The organism is Thalassolituus sp. UBA675 (assembly GCF_002297765.1).
GTDB lineage: Bacteria > Pseudomonadota > Gammaproteobacteria > Pseudomonadales > Oceanobacteraceae > Thalassolituus.
Window position 1 is genome coordinate 71092 of record NZ_DBNJ01000024.1, and the last position, 25245, is coordinate 96336.

18 protein-coding genes are annotated in these 25245 nt (G+C 54.0%); 8 read left to right on the plus strand and 10 right to left on the minus strand.

Translation table 11 applies throughout. The features are described 5' to 3' along the window. The first annotated feature begins 413 nt into the window (after positions 1-413). The 6 genes from B3007_RS09910 (at position 414) to B3007_RS09935 (ending at position 14841) form a co-directional block, all read left to right on the plus strand. Positions 414-5186 (plus strand): hypothetical protein, encoded by a 4773-nt coding sequence (locus B3007_RS09910; RefSeq protein ID WP_301378140.1) that lies wholly within the window; start codon positions 414-416, stop codon positions 5184-5186. A 10-nt stretch (positions 5187-5196) separates the two neighbouring features. Next, on the plus strand, positions 5197-6177 hold the full coding sequence (locus B3007_RS09915) for a hypothetical protein (protein WP_301180011.1): 981 nt from the start codon (positions 5197-5199) through the stop codon (positions 6175-6177). 14 nt (positions 6178-6191) lie between these two features. Then, a complete protein-coding gene (locus B3007_RS09920; protein ID WP_301378141.1) occupies positions 6192-6650 on the plus strand; it encodes a hypothetical protein in 459 nt (152 codons plus the stop codon). 20 nt (positions 6651-6670) lie between these two features. Then, on the plus strand, positions 6671-7801 hold the full coding sequence (locus tag B3007_RS09925) for a DUF11 domain-containing protein (RefSeq protein ID WP_301180012.1): 1131 nt from the start codon (positions 6671-6673) through the stop codon (positions 7799-7801). A gap of 37 nt (positions 7802-7838) precedes the next feature. Beyond that, positions 7839-13700, plus strand: coding sequence for an OmpA family protein (locus B3007_RS09930; protein ID WP_301378142.1), 5862 nt, complete (start codon positions 7839-7841; stop codon positions 13698-13700). Positions 13701-13818: 118 nt separating this feature from the next. Continuing rightward, positions 13819-14841, plus strand: coding sequence for a DUF2804 domain-containing protein (locus tag B3007_RS09935; RefSeq protein ID WP_301378143.1), 1023 nt, complete (start codon positions 13819-13821; stop codon positions 14839-14841). Positions 14842-14877: 36 nt separating this feature from the next. Here the strand turns inward: B3007_RS09935 and ccmI are convergent, their stop codons facing one another. From ccmI to ccmA, 9 genes are read right to left on the minus strand one after another with little or no spacing between them, the layout of a single operon-like run. Beyond that, positions 14878-16116, minus strand: a complete 1239-nt coding sequence (gene ccmI / locus B3007_RS09940) for a c-type cytochrome biogenesis protein CcmI (RefSeq protein WP_301378144.1) — start codon at positions 16114-16116, stop codon at positions 14878-14880. Next, positions 16113-16577, minus strand: coding sequence for a cytochrome c-type biogenesis protein (locus B3007_RS09945; RefSeq protein ID WP_301378145.1), 465 nt, complete (start codon positions 16575-16577; stop codon positions 16113-16115). The genes ccmI and B3007_RS09945 overlap by 4 nt, the downstream gene beginning before the upstream one ends. Next, positions 16574-17095, minus strand: a complete 522-nt coding sequence (locus B3007_RS09950; RefSeq protein WP_068437540.1) for a DsbE family thiol:disulfide interchange protein — start codon at positions 17093-17095, stop codon at positions 16574-16576. Before B3007_RS09950 ends, B3007_RS09945 begins: the two co-directional genes overlap by 4 nt. Further along, complete coding sequence (locus B3007_RS09955) at positions 17092-19056, minus strand: heme lyase CcmF/NrfE family subunit (protein WP_301378146.1); 1965 nt, start codon at positions 19054-19056, stop codon at positions 17092-17094. The genes B3007_RS09950 and B3007_RS09955 overlap by 4 nt, the downstream gene beginning before the upstream one ends. Further along, a complete protein-coding gene (gene ccmE, locus B3007_RS09960; RefSeq protein ID WP_068443654.1) occupies positions 19056-19529 on the minus strand; it encodes a cytochrome c maturation protein CcmE in 474 nt (157 codons plus the stop codon). The genes B3007_RS09955 and ccmE overlap by 1 nt, the downstream gene beginning before the upstream one ends. Next, complete coding sequence (gene ccmD, locus B3007_RS09965) at positions 19513-19701, minus strand: heme exporter protein CcmD (protein WP_068443651.1); 189 nt, start codon at positions 19699-19701, stop codon at positions 19513-19515. The genes ccmE and ccmD overlap by 17 nt, the downstream gene beginning before the upstream one ends. After that, the gene (locus B3007_RS09970) at positions 19701-20447 is read right to left on the minus strand and encodes a heme ABC transporter permease (protein WP_068443649.1); all 747 of its coding nucleotides are present in this window, start codon (positions 20445-20447) and stop codon (positions 19701-19703) included. Before B3007_RS09970 ends, ccmD begins: the two co-directional genes overlap by 1 nt. A gap of 6 nt (positions 20448-20453) precedes the next feature. Next, positions 20454-21122 (minus strand): heme exporter protein CcmB, encoded by a 669-nt coding sequence (gene ccmB, locus B3007_RS09975; protein ID WP_068435549.1) that lies wholly within the window; start codon positions 21120-21122, stop codon positions 20454-20456. Beyond that, the gene (gene ccmA, locus B3007_RS09980; protein ID WP_068443647.1) at positions 21119-21763 is read right to left on the minus strand and encodes a cytochrome c biogenesis heme-transporting ATPase CcmA; all 645 of its coding nucleotides are present in this window, start codon (positions 21761-21763) and stop codon (positions 21119-21121) included. Before ccmA ends, ccmB begins: the two co-directional genes overlap by 4 nt. A gap of 153 nt (positions 21764-21916) precedes the next feature. On the opposite strand from ccmA, the gene B3007_RS09985 reads away from it, so the two are divergent. Next, positions 21917-23929 (plus strand): flagellar hook-length control protein FliK, encoded by a 2013-nt coding sequence (locus B3007_RS09985; protein WP_301378147.1) that lies wholly within the window; start codon positions 21917-21919, stop codon positions 23927-23929. Beyond that, a complete protein-coding gene (locus B3007_RS09990; RefSeq protein WP_068443640.1) occupies positions 23926-24222 on the plus strand; it encodes an EscU/YscU/HrcU family type III secretion system export apparatus switch protein in 297 nt (98 codons plus the stop codon). The genes B3007_RS09985 and B3007_RS09990 overlap by 4 nt, the downstream gene beginning before the upstream one ends. Positions 24223-24253: 31 nt before the next feature. Here the strand turns inward: B3007_RS09990 and B3007_RS09995 are convergent, their stop codons facing one another. Beyond that, entirely contained in the window at positions 24254-24916 is a 663-nt protein-coding gene (locus B3007_RS09995) for a TetR/AcrR family transcriptional regulator (protein ID WP_076514057.1), read from the minus strand. Positions 24917-25245: the final 329 nt, after the last annotated feature.

Genomic DNA, 25245 nt, shown 5'->3' on the forward strand with positions numbered 1-25245 from the left:
TTCGTCGGAATACCCCAGAAAAACGAAAGCCCGGCAAGTGCCGGGCTTTTTACATTATGTTACACCCAGTCTCCTTGCCGGATACCACTGGCAGGAAACCCCCCCCGATATTGCTGATTTACACTCACCTGACAAACAGTTCTCCGGAGTGGCCAATCCCGACAGAGCGATCTTAATGTGAGTTCCTCGCCGTTATTAGGATGATTTACGCAACAATAAGACCCAAACTGTCAGAATTACAACATAGCTACCACTCAGTTGTAGAGATCTTCGCCAACTAACTGTTTTTACGTATATTTCTCATTTAATTAACACTTTATCAGTTAATTGACGCGTAACATTACCGGCCTTAATATTACGCAAAATTTCGATTTGTGACGCAATTTAACCGGTGTGCAGTCATCGGCGAGTGCGTGACGCATAATATTGCTTGGGGAAGTAATCATTTGAATCTGGCTCTACCTGCTAGTATTTGCGGGCGGGTGTCTTGTGCCAACCATAACCAGAGCCGATGGATATCCGCTCTGGTTTTCTGCGTTATCACGATTCAGTTACTTTTCTTCAGCGCCCTCTCCCATGCGAAAGAGATAGAGCTGTATAAAAGCTATGCAGGCAACATTGCCTTTGCTCTGACCGGGGCCTCTCTGAGAGACGGCAGCTCATTCAACCAATGCCAGGCGTTGCAATCCTCCAGCGCCGCGTTACAGATTCCGGCTGGTAGTACCATTCGTGCCGCGTATCTTTACTGGTCGGGTTCAGGCCAGGCCGACAATACAGTGTCTCTGAACGGCGCCACAGTAAATGCGGGTGTCTCCTACAGTCTGGTTGTTGAAAACCGTAACTACTTCAGTGCCCGCGCGGATGTCAGTAATCGAATCAATGGTTCTGGTATCTATAGTGTTAGCGGTCTGACCTTCGATACCAGCCAGCCATACTGTGATGTCGCCAATGTCTATGGCGGCTGGGCGTTGTTGGTGGTGTATGAGAATACCAATGAGCCTCTGCGGGTGGTCAACCTGTTTGACGGCTTCCGCGATTACTGGGGTAGATCAATTACTCTTACCCCAAGCAACTTTATCGTCTCTGACAATCCTTCACTGAAACAAGGTCGCCACGGCCATATCACCTGGGAAGGTGACACAGGGAACTCTCAGACACTCAACGGTGTGTCCGAAGCTCTGATCTTCAACGGCAGCAACCTGACTGGTACGGGCAATCCCGCGGGCAATCAGTTTAACTCGTACTCCAATAGCACCAGCTCGAACACATCAGGGGTAGACCTTGATGTTTATCAGATTGGTAATTTCCTGCAGGCAGGCCAGACCAGCGTCACCACAACGTATTCCTCTGGTCAGGACAGGGTTTTCCTCAGCGCCGAAATCATCAGTATCCCGAATGAAGCTGTCAGCGATCTGGCGGTCGATATTCAGAGCTTCGATACCCTCGTATCCCGTGGCTCTGATATTACCTACAGCTTATCAGTAACAAACCAGGGGCCGAGTAATGAGCCTGCTGGAAGCGTCGTCACCATTCCCCTGGGCTCTGATACCAGCTTCGTCAGTGCCGAAGGTACGAACTGGGGTTGCTCCGCAAACACCTCAGAAGTGACATGTACCTATAACTCACCTCTGACCATTAATACCACAACGCCACCGCTTTCCATGCTGCTGTCGACCTCAGGCAGTACCGCCAGCAGCGTCACGACGGAAGCCACAGTCAGCGGCGTCAATTTTGACAACAACCTGTTCGATAACACAGACGCGGTCAGCATCGATATTCAGGATGCGGATTTTTCTGCGTCTGTAAAAAGCGTCATCGATCTCAATGGTGGTCAGCTCTACCCCGGTGACACTCTCCGTTTCACCATTGACCTCATCAACAACAGCAGCTTCAACGCCAACAACGTGACGCTCACCGACAATATGCCGCAGTACATAAACGGCTTTAATGTTATCCGCCAGCCTGCGGGCAGTGTTAACAACAGCCAGCCAGCGACGGCGGGGGCTAATGGCACTGGCGTTGTGGTCATCAATAATATGTCGGTTGCCGCCAACGGCAGCGAAGAAATTGTTATAGATGCGACGGTCTCGGCCAGTGCGCCACAGGGTGCTGTAATCTCCAATATAGCAGTGGTTAGCTCGGGTTCTTCCGATACGCAAATCGCCGCTCCACCCATTACGGTGGCCTCGCAGAGCCTGAGCAATGGCGAAATCCTTCTGCGGGACAGCCTCGCGGGCAATCTGAATTACGAGTTATTAGGTGGCCATTTCCGTCAGGGTACGAATGGATGTCAGACTCCCCTGGCCTCGTCAAGCGATTCCATTACACTTCCCGCGGGAAGCAACGTCGAAGCTGCTTACCTGTATTGGTCCGGTTCGGGTAACGCCGACAACACGGCTACGTTGAATGGCGCTCAGGTCACTGCGGGCTATACGTACGAGCAGTCTTACGTCATCCCTGGACAACAGGGGCAAAGCTTTAATTCCATTTACTATAGTTCGCGCGCTAATGTCACCGGCTTGGTCAACGGCTCGGGCACATACACAGTCAGTGGTGTAAATTTCACGCGAGCACAGACCCCTTACTGCGATTATGCGACAGCATACGGTGGCTGGGCACTTCTGATTATCTATGAAAATGCCAGTGAGCCGCTACGTGTGGTTAACCTCTACGATGGCTTCCGCTCGTTCCGTGGGCAGTCGATTACATTAGCCCCCGATAATTTTATTATTTCGCAGAACGCCCAATCTCTCGGCGCGAAACACGCGCACATCACCTGGGAAGGCGACGATAGCAATTCACAAAGCTTCAATGGTCAGAATGAGGCTCTGGTATTCGAGGGCAATAGCCTCACCGATGGAGGTAATCCAACGAATAATCAGTTTAATTCGTTCTCGAATATCAAAGGTAACTCGCCGGGCGTCGATATTGATGACTTTCAGGTAGGACAATATCTAACGCCGGGTAACACCTCAGTAACAACCACCTACTCTTCCGGTCAGGATCTGGTTTTTCTTACTGCAGAAATCATCAGTGTACCGAATGAACCTGTCTCCGACCTCATACTGGATACCAGCGCACCTGCCCGCATATCCCGCGGAGCCGATGCAATCTATACCTTCACCGCGTCAAACAATGGTCCTTTGGACGCGCCTCAGGGAAGTGTCATCCGCATCCCACTGAATGACGGCCTGACGCTCGATAGTTACTCAGGTACTGACTGGAACTGTTCAGTCAGCGGCAGTGAGCTGCTGTGTACCTACAATCAGATTATCCCTGTCGGTAATCAAGCACCGCCCCTGACCGTTATTTTTGATACGTCGGCGACCACACAAAGCCAGATCAGTGGCAATGCCAGCCTTGAAGGCGTGAACTTCGACAACCGCCTGGCCAACAATACCAATGATCTTACTGTTCAGCTGCAGGACGCGAACCTGTCCTCATCAGTCAAAAGCGTGCTCGATCTCAATGGTGGTCAGGTCCTGCCCGGAGACACCCTGCGCTATACCATGAGTCTGTCGAACAGCAGTAACTTCAACGCGACCGCTGTGACTCTGACCGACCCGATGCCAGCGCTGATATCCTCATTCAGTGTGTTCAGCCGTCCAGGTGGTTCAATCAATAACAGTCAGCCTGCACCTGCTGGTGACAATAGCACTGGCATCGTCGAGATCAGTAACCTGACGATTCCTGCCGGGGCAACAGTGAATGTTGTCGTTGACGCTGTTATTTCCGCCGGGGCGCAAGACGGTGAGACCATTACCAACGTCGCGACTGTGGGTAATCCGGCGGTCAATTATCCGATGACCTCGCCCACAGTCACTATCAACAATGCCCTCGGCAACAGCGGTAATAAGCCCCTGTACCTGCAACCCGACAGTACCCTGACCCGGATTGCCGATACGTCAGGCGGTTTTCAGGTAGTGAATGATCAGCAGACGGTTCAATGGACCCTGACTCCGGCACTCCAGACCGATGTGGAACTGGATTACTCCAGCCCTATTCCGGTGACATTGCGCCTCGAGAACAACCTGACGGCAGGCCAGGGCAATAACAACGAATATCAGCACAACGTAACCGTCTCTCTGATCAGAGTAAGCAACGGGTCTTCAACAACCATTGCGTCAGATACCCAACAGGTGAGTCTGCTGACGGCAGCGAATACTGTCTCAAGTGATTCTGTGCGGACCTTCCAGTTTGATATGGCCGTCTCCAGCAACCAGCCTTTACTCGCTGGGGATGCCCTGCGTCTGGCTGTCACCCAGAGCCGGGTTGGCGGTTCTGCAGACTTCCCTCAGTACCGCAACCTCAGGGTCTACAGCTCTGATAATGGCGTTATTTCATTGGTGGCACTGACCTCTAACACAGTGATCAGTGTCGATCTTGTTGAGCTATACGATCAGGCCTACCCAGATGGCAGCCCTGTCAGTTCAATCAATCCTGGAACCGCATATTTTGTCCGTGCAGATGTCACTGACCCCTTTGGAGCCTACGACGTTACGAATACCCGCCTGACCATTAATGCTGCCAGTGGTGAGGTTCCCGTCAGCCTGGCTGTGATGTCCTCGGTGAATACCACGCCATCAACCGTGACAGTTGAGTACCCCTACACCACAGCATCCGACGCTCAGAGCGGCGACTGGTTGTTCACCGTCAGGGCTGATGAAGGCTACGAAGGCACCGTATTTAACGTACGGACGGTAACCGTCCCTCTGCTTCAACCGGCGCAGCTGACCATGAATAAATCGCTTCAGGTAACCAGTGACCCGATTAACGGCAGTGCCAACCCTAAGGCCATTCCAGGCGCTCTGATTGAGTATGAACTGGCGGTGACTAACACAGGTGAGGGTACCGCCGACACAGATACAGTCACCATTACTGACAGCTTACCGGCTGACACGGCTTTCTTCGTTGGTACTGACGCCAGTGTCAGCCCCATCACTCTGACAGAAGGCGCGACCGCCAGCACCCTGACCCTGAATTTTGAAAACCTGACATCGACTGCAGACGACATCGAGTTCTCAAACAACAACGGCACGACGTTTGACTACCAGCCAACGCCGGATGCCGAAGGTTTCGATCCGCTGATAACAGATATCCGAATCCGTCTCGGAGGCTCTATGCCGGGTACGGACGAAGACGGCAGTCCTGAATTCAGCATTTTTTATCAAGTAAAGGTCAACTAAGGAGATCCCTATGAAGACCATCAGTAAAATCGCCCTGCTGACTGCGGGCCTGGCTGCCTCTACGGCAACCTGGGCTGCAGGTACAGATGCAGGTTCAATCATTACCAACACCGCAACCGCTACCTTTGATGACCCGGCAACGGGCAACCCTGGCAGCACATCAGCAACAGCACCAGATATCACTGTTGCCGAGCTGATTAACGTTAACGTCACAGCCGAAAACACAGTACCGGTAGAAACTCAGCCGGGCGGTGCGAATCAGGTGCTGGAGTTTACCGTCACCAACACAGGTAACGGTACCGAAGCCTTCACCCTGACAGCAGCCAACCTGGCTGGTGATGACTTTGACGCTGAAAGCGTGACTGTTTACCTCGACAGCAACAACGACGGCGTGTTCAACACTGGCGATCAGGTAGTCACTGCTGACCTGGTACTGGACGCTGACGAGTCAGCCACCGTATTTATCGTGGGTAACATCCCAGGTACTGCGGCGACTGGCCAGCAAGCTGAACTTGAACTGACTGCGACATCAGCAACGCCGGGCGCTGCAACCGCTGCTCCGGGTACTCTGCTGCCAGGTCAGGGCACCAACACTCCAGCAGGCGCTGTGGTTGGTACTGCGGTTACCGATACAGACACAGGTACCTTCGTGGTTGGCACTCTGATCACTGATGCCTACATCGATCTGGATAAATCTATTGAGAGCCGCGTTGACCCATTCGGTGGCACGACTGACATCCCAGGCACCATCGTTACTTACCTGATTACTGCAACTGCGGTAAACGGCGACGTTAACAACCTGGTCGTGGCTGACTCCATTCCACTGTCTATGACGCTGGTAGCCGATTCCGTAACGATCGACGGTGCAGCAAAAACTGACCTTGCCGGTGACGACGAAGTCGACGTTGCAGGTTCTGACGTGTCAGTAACCCTGGGCACTCTGACTGAAAACACAACGGTAGAAATCCGCCTTCAGGCTGAAATCAACTGATATTGAGGTGACATATGCGCTTACTGACCACATTACTCCTGCTCCTGCCTTTGTCGGCATTTGCCACAGTCAGCCTGGAATCACAGCCCTATAAGGTGGTGATGGCTACCCAGGACGACGGAAGCGTGGCTGAAGAGTGGCTGGAAGCCGACAAAATCGCTCCTGGCGACAAAGTCGGCTACCGCATCACGTACGTCAACACCGGAAGCGAGCCGGTCAGTGGCGTCACCATCAAGAACCCTGTGCCGGAAAACACTGTTTACATCATGAACAGTGCCAACGGCGCAGGTACCTCCATCACCCTGTCGGTGGATGGTTCTCAGTTTGCTCCTGTGAGTGAGCTGAACGTATTGGAAAACGGCGAAATCCGCCCTGCCGGTGCGAAAGATATCCAAAGTATTCGCTGGATTGTTGATGCGCCTTTAGCGCCGTCTGCAACTGGCTTTGTCGAATTTCAGGTCCGGGTTAAGTAATCCCAGGCTGGAGGTGAAATATGAATAAGCACGTAAAACTGATCAGCCCCGTTGTACTGGCAACACTCAGTACAATGTCGTTTCAGGTTCACGCCGCCGGAACTGCTGCCGGGACCGAGGTCACTAACACGGCCATTCTGAACTACCAGATAAATGGAGTAGATCAGGATGCTGTTGAGGCTCAGGACGTTTTCAACGTCGACATCAAAGTCGACTATGCCCTGACGCGTCTGCTGACCACAGAACCCAATCAGACCTCTCTTGAGGCTGACAACGTAACCATTGCTGCGGTTCAGATTACCAACGATGGTAACTCGCCAACGTCGTTCACTGTGGCTGCTGGCAACGAAACAGGCACGACTCTTGACGTTAATGGCACCACTTACACGGATAACATCGATACCGGTACGACATACAGTTACTACGTTGATGATCCTGTAAATGGAACACCCGGAGTCCTTGACGCCGCCGATACCCTGCTCACCGGCCCGACGGCAGAAGTGCTAGCCGACGAGACAATTACTGTATTTATCACAGTACCGAAGGCGGAAATCGATGGCGCAGACAAAGATGTCGCTCTGACCACAGTCACGGTCAACGGTGTCGCTTCAACCATCGACGGAACGACATATCAGCTGGATACTGGCGACAACGATCCGACCAACGGTTCTGAAGACGACGCAGCGATCGCCAACGGTGCGACCAGCATCGAAGTGGTCTACGCCGACACCGACGCTGACAACCAGGAAATACTCACCGATGTGCTGCTTCTGGTATTCCCGAACCTTGAGGGGCTGGGCAACCTGACCAAAACATCGGCAATCATCAGTGATCCTCTGAACGGCACGGATAATCCAAAAGCCATTCCTGGCGCTGTAGTTGAGTACACCATCACTCTGACAAACACAGGTACCGCGGATGCGACCAATGTGGTCGTTACCGATGCGATTCCTGCTGATACCACCTACGTAGCAGACAGCCTGCTGGTCGCAATGGACGGTGCAACGACCCCGGTTGCTGTCGATGCGGCAATTGCAAGCTACGACGCTGGTACCGACACAGTCACCGTGAATCTGGGCACCGTCGATGGCGATGCTGACCCTGCGAATCAGGAAACCAACGTCATTACCTTCCAGGTAACGATTGACTGAAACGATGGTTAACCAGGTTAACTGACAGAAAATGTTAATGAGATCTCTGTTCCCGACACTGACAACCCGACTGCACCGGAGCGCCAAGCACGCTCTGGGCGTCCTGTTGTCTGTGTTGCTGGCACACTCCGCGCAGGCGGCAGTGACGCCAACCGGAACAGAGATCACTAACACGGTTATCGCGACCTATTCTGTCAACGCAGAAAGCTTTACCCGCAGTGACTCGGCCAGCCTGACGACTCAGGAAGTAAATCCGGGTCCTGTGGTTCCTACCCCAGCCAATATCCGTCTTGCTCATATTGATGACGACGGCACGCCATTAACTCTCAATGGCACCGACTATGGCGATGGGCAGGGTAACTTTACTCCGTATACCGGCTTTGAAGATGAAAATGGCAACACCATTAACTTCCCGGCCACCGTAAATATTTCGGATGATGAATTCGGTTACCGTGCAGGTGAGCCGGTCATCATCATTGTTGAAGATCAGGACAAGAACCTGAATCCCGCCCGTCCGGACACCATAGTTGTGACTATCACAACACCAGGCGGCAGTGATACCGAACAACTGACCCTTTTTGAAACCGGCGATAATACAGGTATTTTCGCTGCCGTCCTGCCGAGCCAGGATACCAATCAGGGCACACAGCCCTACGACGGTATTATTTCGGTGAAGACAGGCACAGAGCTTTCGGTAAGCTATACCGACCCGACCGACCCTGCCGACAGCGTTGCTGCTCAGACTCTGTTTAATCCGGTGTCCCGAGTATTCAGCTCCAGCGATGGCAGCCCGGTGAACGGTGTCAGCGTAACTCTGATGAATGCAGATACCGGACTACCAGCAACTGACAAGGTATTCTACGAAGACGGTGTAACGCCCTACCCTGTTACGGTTGTCAGCGGTCCGGCGGGTAATCTTCAGGCCAGTAGAATGCAGGCTGGCAGTGTACAGGCCACTGCGGTGAAACCCGAGTTTGCTGCCGGTCAGTTCTGGTTCCCGTACGTTGAAGACGGTAACTACTTCCTTGAAATCGAAGGCCCGGCCACCTTCCGGGTGCCTTCGGAAATTGATGACGAGACCCTGCGCGATACGCTCAACGGCCCGTTTGATGTCACAGGCATTTCGCGCGGCGAAACGTTCAGCGTTAACAATCAGGTATTCCGCACAGATATCGGTGCTGACCCGCTGGATAACAGCCTGCTGCTGAGCAAGCAGTCTGATTACAATGAAGCCGGCATTGGCGACAGCCTCAAGTTCACCATTAACCTCGTTAACAACGAAGTTGATGCTAGCGACGTCACTCTTGTCGACCAGCTGCCCGCCGGTCTTCGCTACATGGAAGGCTCTGCCCGCCTGAACAACGAGAAAGTCGACTTCGACCTCAGTCGTGACGGTCGCACCCTGACCCTGCCCATTGCCACCATCCAGGCCTTCGAGCGACTGCAACTGACCTATGTTGCGCAGGTCACAGCACTGGCGAAAGGTGAAGTGGTCAACCGGGTATCTCTGAACGACGATGTACTGGTCGCAAACGATGCCAGCGCTAAGGTCATTATCCGCGATGAATTCTTCAAAGATACGGCCCGCCTGTTCGGTCGTATTTACCTTGATGATTGTGAAGGCAACCAGGCCTCGGTCGACGGTGTCCCGGATATCCGCCTGTTTATGGAAGACGGCACCTATGTCGTGTCAGATGAAAATGGCGAATGGCACATCGAAGACGTCACTCCGGGCACCCACGTTGTGCAGATGGACACGGCCACCATCCCGCCATACATGGAACTGATGGAGTGTCCGCAGCGCGGCTTCCACGCTGGTCGCAGCTACAGCCAGTTCGTTGATGTGCAGCCGGGTAGCTTCTGGCGCGTTGATTTCTTCCTGAAGATGCGCGAACCGGAAGTCGGCGAAATTCGCCAACAACTTGACCACGCTCTGCTGCCATTCACAGCGGAAGAAATAAACGAGCGTCCATACGCATCACCGGTTGACCATAAGGTACGTTACCGCTTTACACTGGATGGCAACGGCCTGCCCCTGCAGAATGTGACAGGCATGATTTCGCTACCAGAGGGCCTTGTATACGAAACTGGCTCAAGCACACTGGATGGCCGGGCGATTGAAGACCCGACGGTCACTTACGGTACTCTCGTTTACCGTCTGAACGACAAACCTGAAGAATGGCAGAACGTCATTGAGTTCAATGCGTACATCAGTGACCGCGCTCCCATGGGTGAACTCATCACTCGTGCGGTCACCCGCTTCCAGGCAGATGCTCAGTCTCCGCAACAGATTCAGCCGGTCAGCACCTCAATCAAGCTGGTGCTGCCGCCGAAAGAAGAAAACGTGAAACCTGTCGTACCGCCAAAGTTTGCCAACTTCTCAGACATTCTGACGGAAGAAGATAAGCTGAACCTGGTGAATGTGATTGAAGCACTGGATGGTCTCGGCAACCTCGAACTCAAAGTGATTGGCCACACCGACAGCTCACGGATTTCCAGCCGCGTGCAGCATATCTTTGCCAATAACCAGGTGCTGTCTGAAGCGCGTGCTGACTCGGTCGCGGATTTCCTCGCCAATGAACTGGGTATTCCACGCTCACAAATCATCGCTGAGGGGCGAGGGCCTTCTGAACCTGTTGCTTCAAACCGAACCGCCGAAGGCCGCGCACAGAACCGACGTGTTGAAGTGAAAGTCCTCAACGCTGATGCAGTGGTTGATCTGGCGAGTGCTGGCAGTGATGTTCAGGTCGCTAAAGTACAATCCCTGATTCCCGGACTTACCGGCCTATTAGCCACAGCAGCAGGTAATCCAGCACGCCTGCCATCCGAAATGGCCATCCCTGAATATGACGAAAACTGGTTCCGTACCGCGCCGGATGAAGCTCAGTGGATCTGGCCACCTCTGGATCGCAGCCCATCAATCAGCTCAACCAAGATTGCGGTATCTCATTCCAAGAAACAACGCGCCACACTGACGTTGAACGGTAAACCTGTGAGTGCCCTGAACTTCGACGGCAACACCAGTAGTAAAACCCGCGATCTGGTGATCAGCCAATGGCGTGGTGTTGACCTGATGTCTGGCCCTAACCATTTCGAAGTGACAGTGATGGATACGGCCGGTCGTGTCGTCAAACGTATCAAGAAAACCGTGCACTTTGCCGAAGCGCCAGCCAAGGCCGAGTTTATAAAAGACGAAAGCATGCTGGTCGCCGACGGTATTAATCCACCTGTCGTAGCCGTGCGCCTGACTGACAAAGAAGGCTTCCCGATTCGCGCTAACGTTCAGGGTCAGGTCGAAATCCTTGAGCCATACACTCTCTATAGTGAACAACGCGAACAAGAGATCAGTCCGCTGACCGACATGCAGAAACCTGCCTATCAGGTTGGTCAGGATGGTATTGCACATATTCGTCTGGCCCCGACTTTCCGCTCGGGAGAGGTGGTCATGCGCTTCAAGCACAGCAATGGTCAGACCGACGAAATCCGCGCCTGGCTGAAGCCAAAAGAACGTGAATGGATCTTTGTGGGTCTGGGTGATCTGGCCGTCGGCTATAACGCCAATGGTGGCAACAGTGACTCAATGAAAGCCGCCGGGGTTGATGACAACATTTACCACGACGGGCGTCTGGCCTTCTTCGCTCAGGGTCAGGTTCTGGGCGAGTGGCTGGTCACTGCAGCGTACGACTCGGGCAAAGAAGACGCCGAGCCTTTCGCGCGCCTCATTGAGCCAGACCGGTATTACACCCTCTACGGTGACGCCAGCCAGCAGCAACTCGATGCCAGCTCAGCCCGTAAACTGTATGTCCGGGTTGAAAAAGAGCGTTTCTACACAGTATTTGGTGATATCGACACCAACCTGACCGTCACGGAGCTTGGCCGCTACAGTCGTAAACTGACCGGTATCCAGACCGTGTATCAGGGCGACATTGCTGAATTCTCCGGTTTCGTCAGCCAGACGGATCAGGGCTTTATGCGTGAGGAGATTCAGGGGGATGGTACTTCTGGTCTGTATCGCCTGAAAAATCAGCAGCTGGTACTCAACAGCGAGCAGGTTCGCCTGATCGTCCGTGACCGTTACCGCAGTGAGAACATTCTGTCGACCACCACCCTGACCCGTAACGTCGATTACGTAATCGATTACTCTGACGGCACGCTCTACTTCAAAGGGCCAGTCGCCAGCACCGATGACAGCTTTAACCCTCAGTACATCGTTGTCGAATACGAAGTCGAATCAGACGGAGACCTGGGCTACATCGCCGGTGGTCGCGCAGGCGTAAAGCTGCTTGACGATAAGGTTCGTGCCGGCGTGACGACGATTACGCAGAACCAGAGCGGAGACGACCGTCATCTGCGCGCTGCTGACGCGACGCTCAAACTCGGTAAAACCGAAGTCAAAGCCGAGATTGCTCAATCTGAAGAAGTGGTTTCCGGTAACACTGATACTGCGAACGCTCATCTGGTTGAAGTCTCTCACCGCGACGATAAATTTGATGCCCGTGCGTATATCCGCGAACAGGAAGATGGCTTTGGTCTGGACCAGACATCCGTCGGCGAAAATGACTTCCGCAAAGAAGGTATCGAAGGTAACTGGTACATCAATGATGATAACCGCCTGCAGGTCATGACCTTCCACCGTCTGGGTCTGACCACAGGCTTCGATAGCTATCAGGCTCAGACCGACTGGATTCACCGCCTGAGCGACAACCAACAGGTTTCTTTGGGCTTGATTGCAGCTCAGCAGGAGAGTCTGGATAACACCTTGTATACCGATCAGCTGAGCCTGGGCTATAGCCAGCGCGTCCTGAATAATAGACTGACCCTGAGCAGCCAGCTTCTGACAAATATCTCTGAACGCTCAGATGCTTACGATCGTATGCTGCTTGGCGCTGATTACCAGATTTCACGCAATTACAGTATTTTCGCCGAGCACGAAACCGGGTTCAGCGATGATGCGCCGGAGCGTTCTATTATGGGTATTCGCGCGACGCCTTGGGCCGGCGCACGCGCAGAACAAAGCATTGAACAGGTTGAAGTCGATGATAACTACCGTCTCTTTGCTGTATCTGGCTTAACTCAGGACTTCCTACTCAACGATAATTGGAGCCTGAGCGCTGGCTTTGAGCAATCCAAAGACCTTGAGAACAGCGTGCCGGTGGAAGATGCCACCACAGAAAACTTCCACGCAGTCCACGCAGGCTCGGCGTTCAGAACCGAGCAGTGGCAGTGGAACAACCGCCTCGAATACCGCAACGGCACGACCCTCGATAAGTGGGTAGCACGCAGTAATCTGTATCATCCGCTGAACGATGCGCTGGCGGCGGGCGGCAGCGTCGACTGGTTCAATGAATCAGGCACTGAGTACTACGCAAACCAACTCGACCTGCGTTTTGATCTGGCCCTGCGCCCTCGCGTAAACCCGTATGCATTGCTGTGGCAGACGCGCTGGGTTCAGGACACCATCGGCGGTATCGGTGCCCCTGACCGTACCCGCAAACTGATTAACAATGCGCACCTGAACTGGATGATTACCGGCCGCGATCAGCTCGCTGGGCAATATGGCATCAAGCGTGTTCTTAACCAATACGATGGCGATAATTACGCCTCGACCACCGATTTCATGGCCGCAGAATGGCGCCACCACCTGACAGACCGCTGGGATGTCGGTGCCCATGGTCGCCGTCTACACGCCTACGAAGCAGGCCAGGTAAGCCACGGCGCAGGCCTCTCCGTTGGCTTTATTCCAGCCACTAACACCTGGGTTGGCGTGGGCTATAACTTCACGGGCTTCATCGACAGCGACTTCTCTGCCGCGAACTTCACCGCACAGGGTGTCTACCTGAAACTGCGCTTCAAAGCCGACCAGGATTCTCTGGCAGCCATGCGCGCCGCCTTCCGTTAATACGCCTCACACCCGTCAGGGACTTCAATGGGTGTGACGCAGGTCTCATAAGACACCTCTAATCAGGCCATCTTTTCTGTTTTAATAGCCGCATGCGTAAACAGCTACAGGAAAGATGATGACGCCGCGTGACCGCCTGATTGATGAACATGGACAACCTCTTTTTGGGCGCTTTGACACCCCTGTCAGCGATATAAATTTTCGCGACTACAAGCTGCGCACCCCGATGGGAAAGCCAATCCTGCCGAAAAAGCGCGACCAGCACTTTAATCAGTTCCAGTTTGTTTCTATTTCTGCAGATCCTTTGTTCATCGGTCTGGCTATTGTGCGCCTTCGTTTCGCCAGTCATGCCTTTCTGTATTTGTATGATCAGTCAGCAGAACGCTGGAAAGAATATCGGTTCACGCGCCCCTTCCGTCGTGGACTTCGTTTCGGGCAGCAACCTAATCAGGACATCGTCAGCTTCGTAAAAGGCCGCAACCGACTGACCATAAAAGCCAGTAACCGACCCGGCGTGCGACAGGTGCGCGTCAGTATGGCCGATGGCACCAGTATTCGGGCCAGTATCGATGAGAGCACGCATTACCTCCCGATGTCGGTCTGTACCCGCACCGGCTTCAGTGGCTGGACATATACCCAGAAAAGCAATGCTCGGGTGTGTCAGGGTGAAGTGCAGTGGCAAGGTCGCACCTATAATCTCGAATCACTTCGGGCACTGGCCGGTGTCGACTGGACAGGTGGCTACATGCGCCATGAAACCAGCTGGAACTGGGCCAGTATTTCCGGGCGCCTGAACGATCAACGTAAGATCGGGCTGAACCTGTCTGCTGGCGTGAACGAAACTGGCTTCAGTGAAAATACGCTATGGATAGATGGGGTACCGACGGTCATGCCCGGCGTCCATTTTCAGTTTAACCGAGAAGATACAGACTCTGGCTGGTCAGTCACATCACACGACAACAGCGTACGTCTCCACTTCGATCCGGTAGTGAATTATCACGATCACACGAACGCCCTCATCGCCGCCAGTAACTTCCGCCAGTACCTGGGCAGATACAGCGGTGAGATCGACCTTCCCCACGAGACCATCCATATCGACAATCTCTGGGGACTGGCCGAAGACCATTACGCGCGCTGGTAATGATCTTTGCTTGTTCTATCTGGCTTTGTGGCTTTGTTATTCGCCGCTGACCTGCTCTGAGATAGTCACCTGAATGGCCTCAGAGCCTCTGGTCGGAACATTAAAGACCTGCCCCTGCCAGTCTCCCGCCTGAGCCATTGGCTGGCCGGATAGAGAAACTCGGGCAGTAATGGTCACCTCATCAACGTCACCAATACTGGCGCCTGCTGCCATCGCCATCGAGTTATCCAGCACGACCGTGGTCGGCAACTGGGAAACCACAAGACGCTGAACTGCGAGTGGCATCGGCGGCCCATCCAGCTTACGCGCCAGAACAAATACGGTCGCATTGACTGGCACCTGCTGACGAACGTCGTCTGCCAGCGCAACGGACACTTCAACTCGCGCAGGGACCATCCAGCTCAGGTCAACACGAGTGCCCTGCTCTTCCAAGACTTCAGCAGCGCGACCAATACCATTAGCAATGGTTCGGGCTTCCATACTGCCTTCCGGCAACTGTATCCAGAGAGCCTTCCAGTGTTCGATGGCTTGCTGATAATTACCCAGCTCATAAGCCATGATCCCGGCTAAACCCAGCGGTTTACGCTGCCCTGGCGCCAGTGCCAGCGCTTCTTTCAGGGTATTGTAGAGCTCATCCGTAGCCTGCTGCCCAGTCGAGAAGAAGCGCGCCTGAACCATTGACGTCATGATGGCCGCCCGGTCCTGCACCTGTTCATCCGGAAGCTTGGTCAGCAGATTTTCGTAGGCTTCTGCCGCTTCGGCAAAACGTGCTTCTGCTTCCAGTAGCCGCCCTCTCAGAAACGCCCACTCCAGATTCTCGGGGTCACGAGCACCGGCAGAATCAAGTCGCTTCTCCAATTCTTTGTATTCGGTTTCAGATAGCTCTGACGTTGCCGAGTATTCCAGTAGCTGTGTCGCCCGGACTTCGTTGCCAGCCCCCCAGCTCATGTACAGTGAGTAGGTCGCCGCAAGAGACAGAAGAATCAGAAATGATGTGAAGGCAAAACGCGCAGCCTTACCCGGCCCGGTGTGAAATCCTGCCGCTTTGTCCGCAGCAGCCAGCAGCTCCCGGTCCAGCTCAAGCATCATAGCCTTACGGTCGTCTTCACTGATGTCCATCGCCTCGACGTCAGCTACCCGCTCTTTATAGAGTCTCAGGTTTTCCTGAGCCTGTAGTTTACCGGGGGTTGCCGCTTCAGCCTGAGCATTTCGAATGGCTGGGTATAACAGCACCAGCAGAAGTACAACCAACAGGCCGATCAGACCAGTAATCATTTGTTTTCCTCATCGAGACTGGATTTCAACGCTTCGAGGCGGGCCCGCTCTTCCGCAGACAACTCGGCAACGGGCTGAGCCTGCTGACGTCGCAACAGCGCCAGCAGCAGAATTCCGGAGAGCAAAAGAAGCGCAGGGCCTCCCCACAACAGCAGAGTATCCAACCGGAATGGTGGCTTATAACGAACGAAATCACCGTAGCGATCAACCAGATAAGTCACGACTTCATCGTCAGACTTACCTTCCTGCATCAGCTCATACACCTTGTCCCGGAGATCCGCAGCGACCGGCGCATTGGAATCGGCCAGGTTCTGGTTCTGACACTTAGGGCAACGCAGATCTTCTGCAAGCTGCTCAAACCGTGCTGCATCTTCCGGGTCCTGAAACAGATACTTGTGCCCATCAATCACCGACCATGAAGGCAATGCAATCAGGCACAACAACCAAAGACAGTGTTTCATTGCATCTCTCCGAATTGTTTACCCAGAGATTCCCAGACCACAGGGTTCAGGTCGCCAATGTGCTTACCGCGGATAATGCCTTCTGAATCAATCAGAAAGGTTTCAGGAGCGCCATACACGCCCAGCTCGAGGCCAAGCTTTCCCTGAGGATCAGACAGGTTGTATGCATAGGGATTGCCGTAAGCCTTGAGCCAGTCCCGTGCTTTCATCACATCATCCTTGTAATTAATTCCGATGATGCGGATGCCCTGCTCTGCCAGCTCATTCAGAAAGGCGTGCTCGGCTTTGCATGTCGGGCACCAGGTTGCCCACACATTCACCAGGGCCGGTTGCCCCTGCAGATCTTTCGTTGTCAGGGTTCTGCCGTCTTCGACGACACCCAGCTCGAATTCCGGAAATGGCTTACCGATAAGCGGTGACGGCAGACTGGTTTTATCTTCGATACCCAGGCCAACCCAGAAGACCAACCCCATCAGAGCGAAGATGACCAGCGGGATAAATAGCAGCAGACGGTTCATGCCAGCTTCTCCTTTTTCTGACGACGGCGGTAACGCTTATCCAGCACGGCCATAAAGCCACCGAGCGACATAAAGATAGCGCCCAGCCATACCCAACGCATGTAAGGTTTAACCTGTAGACGCATCCCCCAGGCGTCACCTTCCAGGGCTTCACCCATAGAGATGTAAACATCACGGAACAGAGTGACGTCTATCGCAGCCTCGGTCATAACGCTGCCTCGGGCGTGATAACGGCGCTTTTCCGCAGTCAGCACTTCAATATTCTTACCTTCTTTATAGAGGTTGAAACGCGTCGCTTGCGATGTGTAGTTAGGCCCATCTATCGTTCCGGCTTCAGTAAATTCGAACTGATAATCACCCAGAGTTTCTACCTGCCCCGGTACCATGCGCACCGATTTATCGATGCTGTAATTGGACACCATAGTGACGCCGATAATCGTCACAGCAACACCCACGTGAGCGATCACCATGCCCAGATAACTCACACCGAGTGAAGGTATTTTGCCTAAACGGCCTCTCGATTTTTTCCACACATCGGCACAGGTTGCAAAGATCAGCCAGAAAGAGATACCCAGCCCAAGAACCACACTGCCGTTCACAGCCTCAGACAGCAGCAGCGCCACAACAATCGCGAACACGATGGCCAGAACGCCTGCGATCCAAAGCTGGCCGCCGAGTCGACTGACACGATCGGACTTCCAGCGGGTCATAGCACCCACGCCCATCAATAGCGCCAGCGCCACGGTCAAAGGAACAAACATGGTATTGAACCAGGCCGCGCCTACCGACAGCTTACCCAGCCCCATAAAATCGTACACCAGCGGGTACAGTGTGCCGGTCAGTACCGCCAGAGCCATCACCACCAGCAACAGGTTGTTGACCAGCAGTGCGGTCTCCCGCGAGACAACGTCATACCGCCCCACCGAGGCGACGGTCGGCGCCTTGAGCGCGTAAAGCAGCAAGGAGCCGCCAACACATATCCCTAACAAGGCAAGAATGAATACGCCCCGCTCCGGGTCGGATGCGAATGCATGCACCGACGTAAGAACGCCAGAACGCACCAGAAAAGTCCCCAACAGACTCAGAGAGAAGGCAAAAATCGCAAGCAGCACCGTCCAGCTTTTAAACAGACCACGCTTTTCTGTCACAGCAAGAGAGTGCAGTAACGCCGTTGCTACCAGCCAGGGCATAAGCGATGCATTCTCTACCGGGTCCCAGAACCACCAGCCGCCCCAGCCGAGTTCGTAGTACGCCCACCAGCTTCCCAGAGCAATACCGACGGTCAGAAAGATCCAGGCAGCCGTGGTCCATGGGCGTGACCAGCGTGCCCAGGCAGCATCAAGGCGGCCGCTCATAAGTGCTGCGAGTGCGAAAGCGAACGCAACCGACAGACCCACATAGCCCATATAAAGTGTTGGAGGGTGTACGATCAGACCAAAATCCTGCAGCAGCGGATTGAGGTCAGCACCGTCCTGCGGCGGGCTTGGCAGAATACGAGCAAAAGGGTTTGAGGTTTCCAGGGTAAACAGGATAAAACCAACCGATACCATCCCCATGATCGACAGCACACGCGCAACCATATCCAATGGCAGTGAGCGGCTGAGTAAAGCAACGGCTACGCCCCACAGACCCAGCATAGTGACCCATAGCAGCAGCGAGCCCTCGTGAGCCCCCCAGACAGCACTTATTTTATAAGGTGTCGGCAGCAGGCTGTTGCTGTTAGCGGCCACGTAAGCAACCGAAAAATCATCCATCACGAAACTGGTCGCCAGCAATACCAGACTGATCACCAGAAACAGCGCCTGACCCACGGCCAATGGGCGCGCATAGCCCATCAACCAGAGCTGCCCGCGGTTTACACCGAAGAGCGGAATGATGACCTGCAGGACGGCCATAATGAAGGCCAGTATCAGTGCAAACTGCCCGATCTCCGGCAGATGAAGCATTGCGGTATTCAGCATCAGTAGCTTGCCTCCTTGGCCGCTGCTTCCATCTGGGCTTTACCGTCCTGATGGGCCTGCTCCAGCGCTGCCTGAACTTCAGGCGGCATGTAATTTTCATCGTGTTTCGCCAGAACCTCTGAAGCAACAAACAGTCCTTCTGTGTTCACTTCACCCAAGGCCACAATCCCCTGACCTTCACGAAACAGGTCCGGCAGGATACCGTCATAGAAAACAGGCACTTCAGACTGACCATCGGTCACACGGAAGGTAACCCCAAGCCCCTGCTGATCGCGTTCAACGCTTCCTTCAACGACCAGACCACCCGCACGAATCGTGCGGCCCGGTGGCACTTCGCCGTTAGCAATCTGTGTCGGCGTCTGAAACAGGTTGATATTCTGTGACAGTGAGTACATGGCTAGTCCGACCGCAGATGCTACAGCCAGAACCAGAAACAGAATCAGATGCAGACGTTTTTTACGCTGAGGGTGCATTACGCTTCTCCCGACGCAGACGCTGGGCCTGCTCTTTCAATAAACGACGGCGATGCAGAATCGGCTGCATCACAACAAAGGCGATGATCACGGCGGTCAGTCCGTACGAAAGCCAGACATAAAAACCGTGTTTTCCCATCGCAATAAATTCAGCTAACGAAGAAAATTCCATCAGGACTCCAGAATCTTTCGAACCCACTGGCGTTTACGCTCATGCCAGAGGATTTCGTTACGTGTACGCAAAATGACGACCAGTGCGAAAAACAGATAAGTACTGACAATCATGATCAGCAGTGGCCAGAGCATATCCGGGTGCATGGACGGTTTCTCGGTCAACTTGAGAGTGGCTGGCTGATGCAGCGTATTCCACCACTCCACCGAATACTTAATGATCGGAATATTCACCAGACCGACCAGCGCGAGAATAGCCCCCGCCTTGTACGATGCTTCCTCTGACTCCATCGCCTGCTGCAGCGCCATTACGCCGAAATAAAGAAACAACAGCATCAACATAGACGTCAGGCGCGCATCCCAGACCCACCAGGTGCCCCAGGTCGGTTTACCCCAGATAGCCCCCGTCAGCAGCGCGATCAGGCAGAATGCCGCACCGACAGGCGCAATCACCTTCGCCACCCAGGCGGCCATTTTCATACGCCAGATCAGGTACACAGCACCGGCAACCGCCATCATCATATAGGCACTCTGAGCCAACAGAGCCGCAGGTACATGGATGTAGATAATTCTGAAGCTATCGCCTTGCTGATAATCTGCAGGCGCGTACAACAAACCAAGCACCAGACCGACAATCGCCGAGCCACCTGCCGCTAACGCTAGCCAGAAGATCCAGCGCTCGGTCATTTCATAGAACCACTTAGGTGATCCGAGTCGATGATAGAGTCGTACAAGCCACTGCCACATATTCAGTTACCGCGATAAATTCAGTTTTAAGGCTGCACCAGCAGCAAAAGGGGTTAATGCGAGAGCCAGCGCTAACATGGCCCCCAACATAGCAACCTGGCCATTGTAAGCCATTCCGATCCCGGCGTGATAAACCGCACTGGCTGCAAAGATCAGCACAGGGACGTACAGAGGCAGAATCAACAGCGTCAATAACAGACCGCCGCTTCTCAGACTGGCAGTCAGCGCGGCCCCGACGGCGCCCAGCAGACTCAGAACTGGGGTCCCCACGGCCAGGCTGATAAATAAAGCGAAATAGGCGTGTTCCGGCAGATGCAGCATCACACCTAATAAGGGCGACATCAGAGTCAGAGGCAGGCCGCTGATGCACCAGTGCACCAAGGCTTTTCCAAGCGACATCGCATACAGAGATTCACCCGATGCCAGCCATTGCTCCAGTGAACCGTCTTCAACATCGGCACGATACAGGGAGTCTAACGACAACAGCGTCGCCAACAAGGCGGCTACCCAGATCACGCCGCCCGCGATTTTTGAGAGAAACTCAGGATTCGGGTCGACCGCCATCGGAAACAAAGCCGCGACCATCAGGAAAAACATCAGCGGGTTTGCCCACTCACCAGGGTTTCTGGCAGCCAGCAAGAGGTCTCGACGAACCGTAGCCCGAACCAGGCTCATGCGACACCTCCGAGCTCTATCCGGCGTAATCCCGGAATACCTTCAAGCGCGTGATGGCTGGTGATGATCACAGCACCACCGTTCGATACGTGAGACTGCAGTTCGCGCTCAAGCCATGAAACACCGTCCTTATCCAGAGCGGTAAAAGGTTCGTCCAATATCCAGAGTGGGGCCTTGCTGACTTTTAAACGTGCGAGCGCAACACGGCGTTGCTGACCGGCCGAGAGTTGCAGGCAGGGAGTATGCTCGTAACCCGCCAACGCGACCTGTTCGAGAGCGTCCCAGAGTTCCTCTTCCGATGCTTTATCCTGCGCGGTCAACCAACGTAGATTCTCGAGTGCGGTCAGGGATTTTTTTACCGCGGACAGATGTCCCATATACAAGCGGTGATGGGCATACTCAGAGTACACCGTCGTCATAGGCGCATTGTGCCAGAGCAGTTGCCCATTGAAATCGCGGTTCAGCCCGGCCAGCAACCTCAGTAACGTCGTTTTACCGGCACCATTAGGACCTGCCAGCTGGATCAGCTCACCATCTGAGATACTCAGCGACAGCCCTTCGAAAAGGACACGGTCATCACGCTCGCAATAGAGTTCGCTCGCGCTGAGTAATGTTTGCTGGGCGCCCTGCTGTGGCGTCATCAGAACCTCGATTTCCGGGCCATACTATGGCCAAATAAGTGAAGCGCCAGCGAGTCATCAATAAATCTGGCGCACGCATTATACCGAAAAAGCCAACGACAACGCTGAGCCAGCGCAATAAAGATTTGTCAATCTGCGCCGATAAGGTGAACTATGAAAACACCTGATATGCCCCTGATACAGAGCGCGCTGACAAAGGCTGTACGCAGCGAAACGTCAGGGGCTTCTTCTGCGCGCTCATCGTCAGCTGCTTCGTCGGGCCCTTCCGCGAAATCAGACGTCGAGTTTTCAGCCACAGTGACAGCGAGTCGGCGTACTTCTGAACCTCCAACATCCGGTCGCCAGACGAGCGCTGACGTCACTGATAGCGCGAAGAATAACGGCAGAGAAAACGGCTCACGCGACAGAAACCCCTCAAGCCCAAACAACTGGCAGATCACAGTCACCTCTCAAGGGAAGTCGCTGAACCTTCAGAGCTCGCATCCCTTACCGGTAGGCGCCGAAGTATCATTGCGGGTGACCGAGCAAACGCCTCCCAGTGTCGTAATTACAGAGATTAAACTTCCACAAGGTCAGGCGTCACAGACATCAACCAACCCTGCCTCTCAGGCCTCCGGGAATGCTTCGCTGGCCTCACAGTTACAGTCGATGGCGCAACAGTTGCAGTTAACCGCCGCGCTCCAGCTCGCCAGAGCCAGCAATGGCATAACCGCGTCCTCTGCCATCCTGCAGCAGAACCCAACATCTGCCTCTGGCGCTGGCGCTACAACGTCTTCCACAGCAGCGTTACCGGATACGATAAAAGCCCTACTGATGGCGCGTGCTGGCTGGTCACAAGGAAGTTCACTGCAGTCAGGATCAGTAGCAACATTGTCAGGACAAGCTCCAACCCAGGCAGCCTCAGTATCTAACGGGTATTCAGTCGGTAGCAGTGCGGGACTGCGAGGCCCCTCTGTCGCGACAACCTCTACCCCCGACTACAGTGCTGTTCTGCGCGCCGTGTTAAATGACCTGACATCTGCCGGAGCTAACAGAAATAGCCAGCCCAGCCTGTTGCAAGCGACCGAGTCGTTAGTCAGAAACCTGCCCGATGCGGCGCAACTCAGTTCACCATCAGGCCTTCACAAAGCCATATCCAATAGCCCACTGAATTACGAGAGCCAGTTATTTCGTCTTGCTGCGACACCGCAGGGCAGTGCTTCTGCGTCCGGGTCCGGTGAGCCTGTTTCATCACCGACAACCGTCGCATCTGTTTTTAAGGCGCTCTGGAGCAAGGCCTCTGCACACGCTGGAGCCCCAACAAGTTCAACGGCAAGCTCAGCGGCGAACGGCGCATCAGAGTCTTTACGTCAGTCCATCAGCACCGACACCTCTGCGATCACCAAGCCATCGCTGCTATCTGCGATTGAAACACTGCAGAAGCAACTGTCTTCTGAGGGCCCGGCTAATTCTGAGACAAGTGCCGCCCAGCTGGCCGCTCTGCTAAGTAGCTCATCGGCCAGTTCAACCGCAAGTTCAGCACTGCAAAGCTCGCCGGTCATTCCCGGCGATAACCTCAAAGGATTACTCCTGTTTATTTTGGGGCGCAGTCAAAGCAACCCAGCCGCCACGTCAGAAGGCGCTACAGGAAGCGCTACGATGGCAGCGGCACGATCAGGCGCCCAGACCAATCCATTGGCAGGTGCGCTCAACGAGGGGCTGCGCCCCGAAACCTTCCGTTTACTGCAGACCGCCCTGTCCCAGACCGAATCCGAGCAGGTTCGCCTGGTGCAGACACAGGATACAACTCAGTATCAGGTCCCCCTGATGTGGCGGGACAACGACACGATCAAGCAGGACCTGCTGTGCCTTAAACGAGATGACGATCAAGGCGCACCTGAGGATGACCAGAAGAAACAGTCGCGCTGGCAACTCACCCTGCACTTTGATCTGGAAACGCTCGGCCCGCTGGATATCGAACTGGACTTATGTCCCCCGGCGGTATCTGCGACCTTCTGGTCAGAAACCTCAGATACCTTGTCGGAAATTCAACAGGCATTGCGACCACTGCGAGAAACCCTGACCTTACTCGGAGCAGACGTGGGCGAGCTGCGAGCGCGCCATGGGCGAAAATTACCCGGCGAGCAGCCAGTTATTAGACATTCACTGGTGGATATTCACACATGACGATTCCTGAGCACCTGCTGAACGCAACCGAAGCCATTGCTCTGGCCTACGATGGCGAACACGCCCCTCACGTCAGTGCCAGCGGCGAATACGATCTTGCACAAGCCATCATTTCCGTCGCCATCGCGCACGAAGTCCCGGTGTATGAGAATGCAGAACTTGCCACCTGGCTGGGGCAACTTGAGGTCGGGGAAGAAATTCCTGAACAGCTCTATCAGGTGATCGCTGAGATCCTGGCCTTCGTTTATCGCTTAGAAGGCCGCCTTCCGGGTCAACCGAAAGGCAGCAAGTAAACCCGATCTGTTATCGAAGCACTGAGCCACCTCAGTGAATGCTCTCGGCCTGATGTTCGAGGGAAGCCAGCAACCAACCGATGTGTGTTTCGACCACATCATCAGGAATCAGATCAACGCCTGAGAGCAGTTTAGGCAGGGCTTTGTAGTAATAAGTATCAATGAGTCCATGCAGAGACGAAACGAAAAACAACGCCAGTTGTTTCTGTCGTGCCTCTGAGGCAGCAGAGATGGCCGGAACCGCATCTGCCAGCATAGATAACAGGTGCGACTGCCATTCTTCGGCCAGACGATCCACCTGGAGTAGCACGTCACGATCGACAACTTCCGGGTCCGTCAGCGTCATTTTGGGTGGCTGGAACATCAGCTGGTAATAGCCCGGTGAGCGCTGCGCAAACTGAATCAGGTGCCCGGCAAAGTTATAGAGTGCCGAACGCGGGTCAAGATGCTGACTCATCTGCTCGTTAATATCCTGGAACGCCATTTCAAAACCGCGGCGACGGGTGAAAACGAACAGAGATTCTTTGTTAGGAAAATAGTTATAGATGTTGCTTGCTGTCATCCCGAGTTGAGATGCCAGTTTTCGCATCGACAGATGATGAAAGCCAACCTCAGCCATCACGTGCGACGCGCTGTCCATAATTCGTTCGCGCTGCGCGGCAATTTCTTCCGGTGTAAACGGCTTTTTAGGCATAGCTGACCCCAAATGCTCCAATCATGTACGCATGTTTATTAGAATTTTTCGCTGCACTTCATGTACATAGTCAGGAAAGCGACTATAAAACGATCAATCATTGATAAAATCAAGGCCATCAGAGGCCTAACCTCAACAATCCCCCACACTTTAAGGGACTATCCTGTCCAGCACCAGACCAAACCCGCCAAATTCCTCATCAGGCTGTTGGCAGCATCCATCAGTAACCGACTAAGAGACGTTTGAATCTACCCGTGATTTGATTCAGGACAAGATGCCCGGCTGATCGCAAGCGTATTCTTCTGCTAATTCATCGTCACTTACTTCTT

Excerpts from the sequence above, each read along its gene's own strand:
- B3007_RS09915 (WP_301180011.1), top strand. The coding sequence starts at position 5,197 with ATGAAGACCATCAGTAAAATCGCCCTGCTGACTGCGGGCCTGGCTGCC.
- B3007_RS09920 (WP_301378141.1), top strand. The coding sequence starts at position 6,192 with ATGCGCTTACTGACCACATTACTCCTGCTCCTGCCTTTGTCGGCATTT.
- B3007_RS09925 (WP_301180012.1), top strand. The coding sequence starts at position 6,671 with ATGAATAAGCACGTAAAACTGATCAGCCCCGTTGTACTGGCAACACTC.
- B3007_RS09930 (WP_301378142.1), top strand. The coding sequence starts at position 7,839 with ATGAGATCTCTGTTCCCGACACTGACAACCCGACTGCACCGGAGCGCC.
- B3007_RS09935 (WP_301378143.1), top strand. The coding sequence starts at position 13,819 with ATGACGCCGCGTGACCGCCTGATTGATGAACATGGACAACCTCTTTTT.
- ccmI (WP_301378144.1), bottom strand. The coding sequence starts at position 16,116 with ATGATTACTGGTCTGATCGGCCTGTTGGTTGTACTTCTGCTGGTGCTG.
- B3007_RS09945 (WP_301378145.1), bottom strand. The coding sequence starts at position 16,577 with ATGAAACACTGTCTTTGGTTGTTGTGCCTGATTGCATTGCCTTCATGG.
- B3007_RS09950 (WP_068437540.1), bottom strand. The coding sequence starts at position 17,095 with ATGAACCGTCTGCTGCTATTTATCCCGCTGGTCATCTTCGCTCTGATG.
- B3007_RS09955 (WP_301378146.1), bottom strand. The coding sequence starts at position 19,056 with ATGCTGAATACCGCAATGCTTCATCTGCCGGAGATCGGGCAGTTTGCA.
- ccmE (WP_068443654.1), bottom strand. The coding sequence starts at position 19,529 with ATGCACCCTCAGCGTAAAAAACGTCTGCATCTGATTCTGTTTCTGGTT.
- ccmD (WP_068443651.1), bottom strand. The coding sequence starts at position 19,701 with ATGGAATTTTCTTCGTTAGCTGAATTTATTGCGATGGGAAAACACGGT.
- B3007_RS09970 (WP_068443649.1), bottom strand. The coding sequence starts at position 20,447 with ATGTGGCAGTGGCTTGTACGACTCTATCATCGACTCGGATCACCTAAG.
- ccmB (WP_068435549.1), bottom strand. The coding sequence starts at position 21,122 with ATGAGCCTGGTTCGGGCTACGGTTCGTCGAGACCTCTTGCTGGCTGCC.
- ccmA (WP_068443647.1), bottom strand. The coding sequence starts at position 21,763 with ATGACGCCACAGCAGGGCGCCCAGCAAACATTACTCAGCGCGAGCGAA.
- B3007_RS09985 (WP_301378147.1), top strand. The coding sequence starts at position 21,917 with ATGAAAACACCTGATATGCCCCTGATACAGAGCGCGCTGACAAAGGCT.
- B3007_RS09990 (WP_068443640.1), top strand. The coding sequence starts at position 23,926 with ATGACGATTCCTGAGCACCTGCTGAACGCAACCGAAGCCATTGCTCTG.
- B3007_RS09995 (WP_076514057.1), bottom strand. The coding sequence starts at position 24,916 with ATGCCTAAAAAGCCGTTTACACCGGAAGAAATTGCCGCGCAGCGCGAA.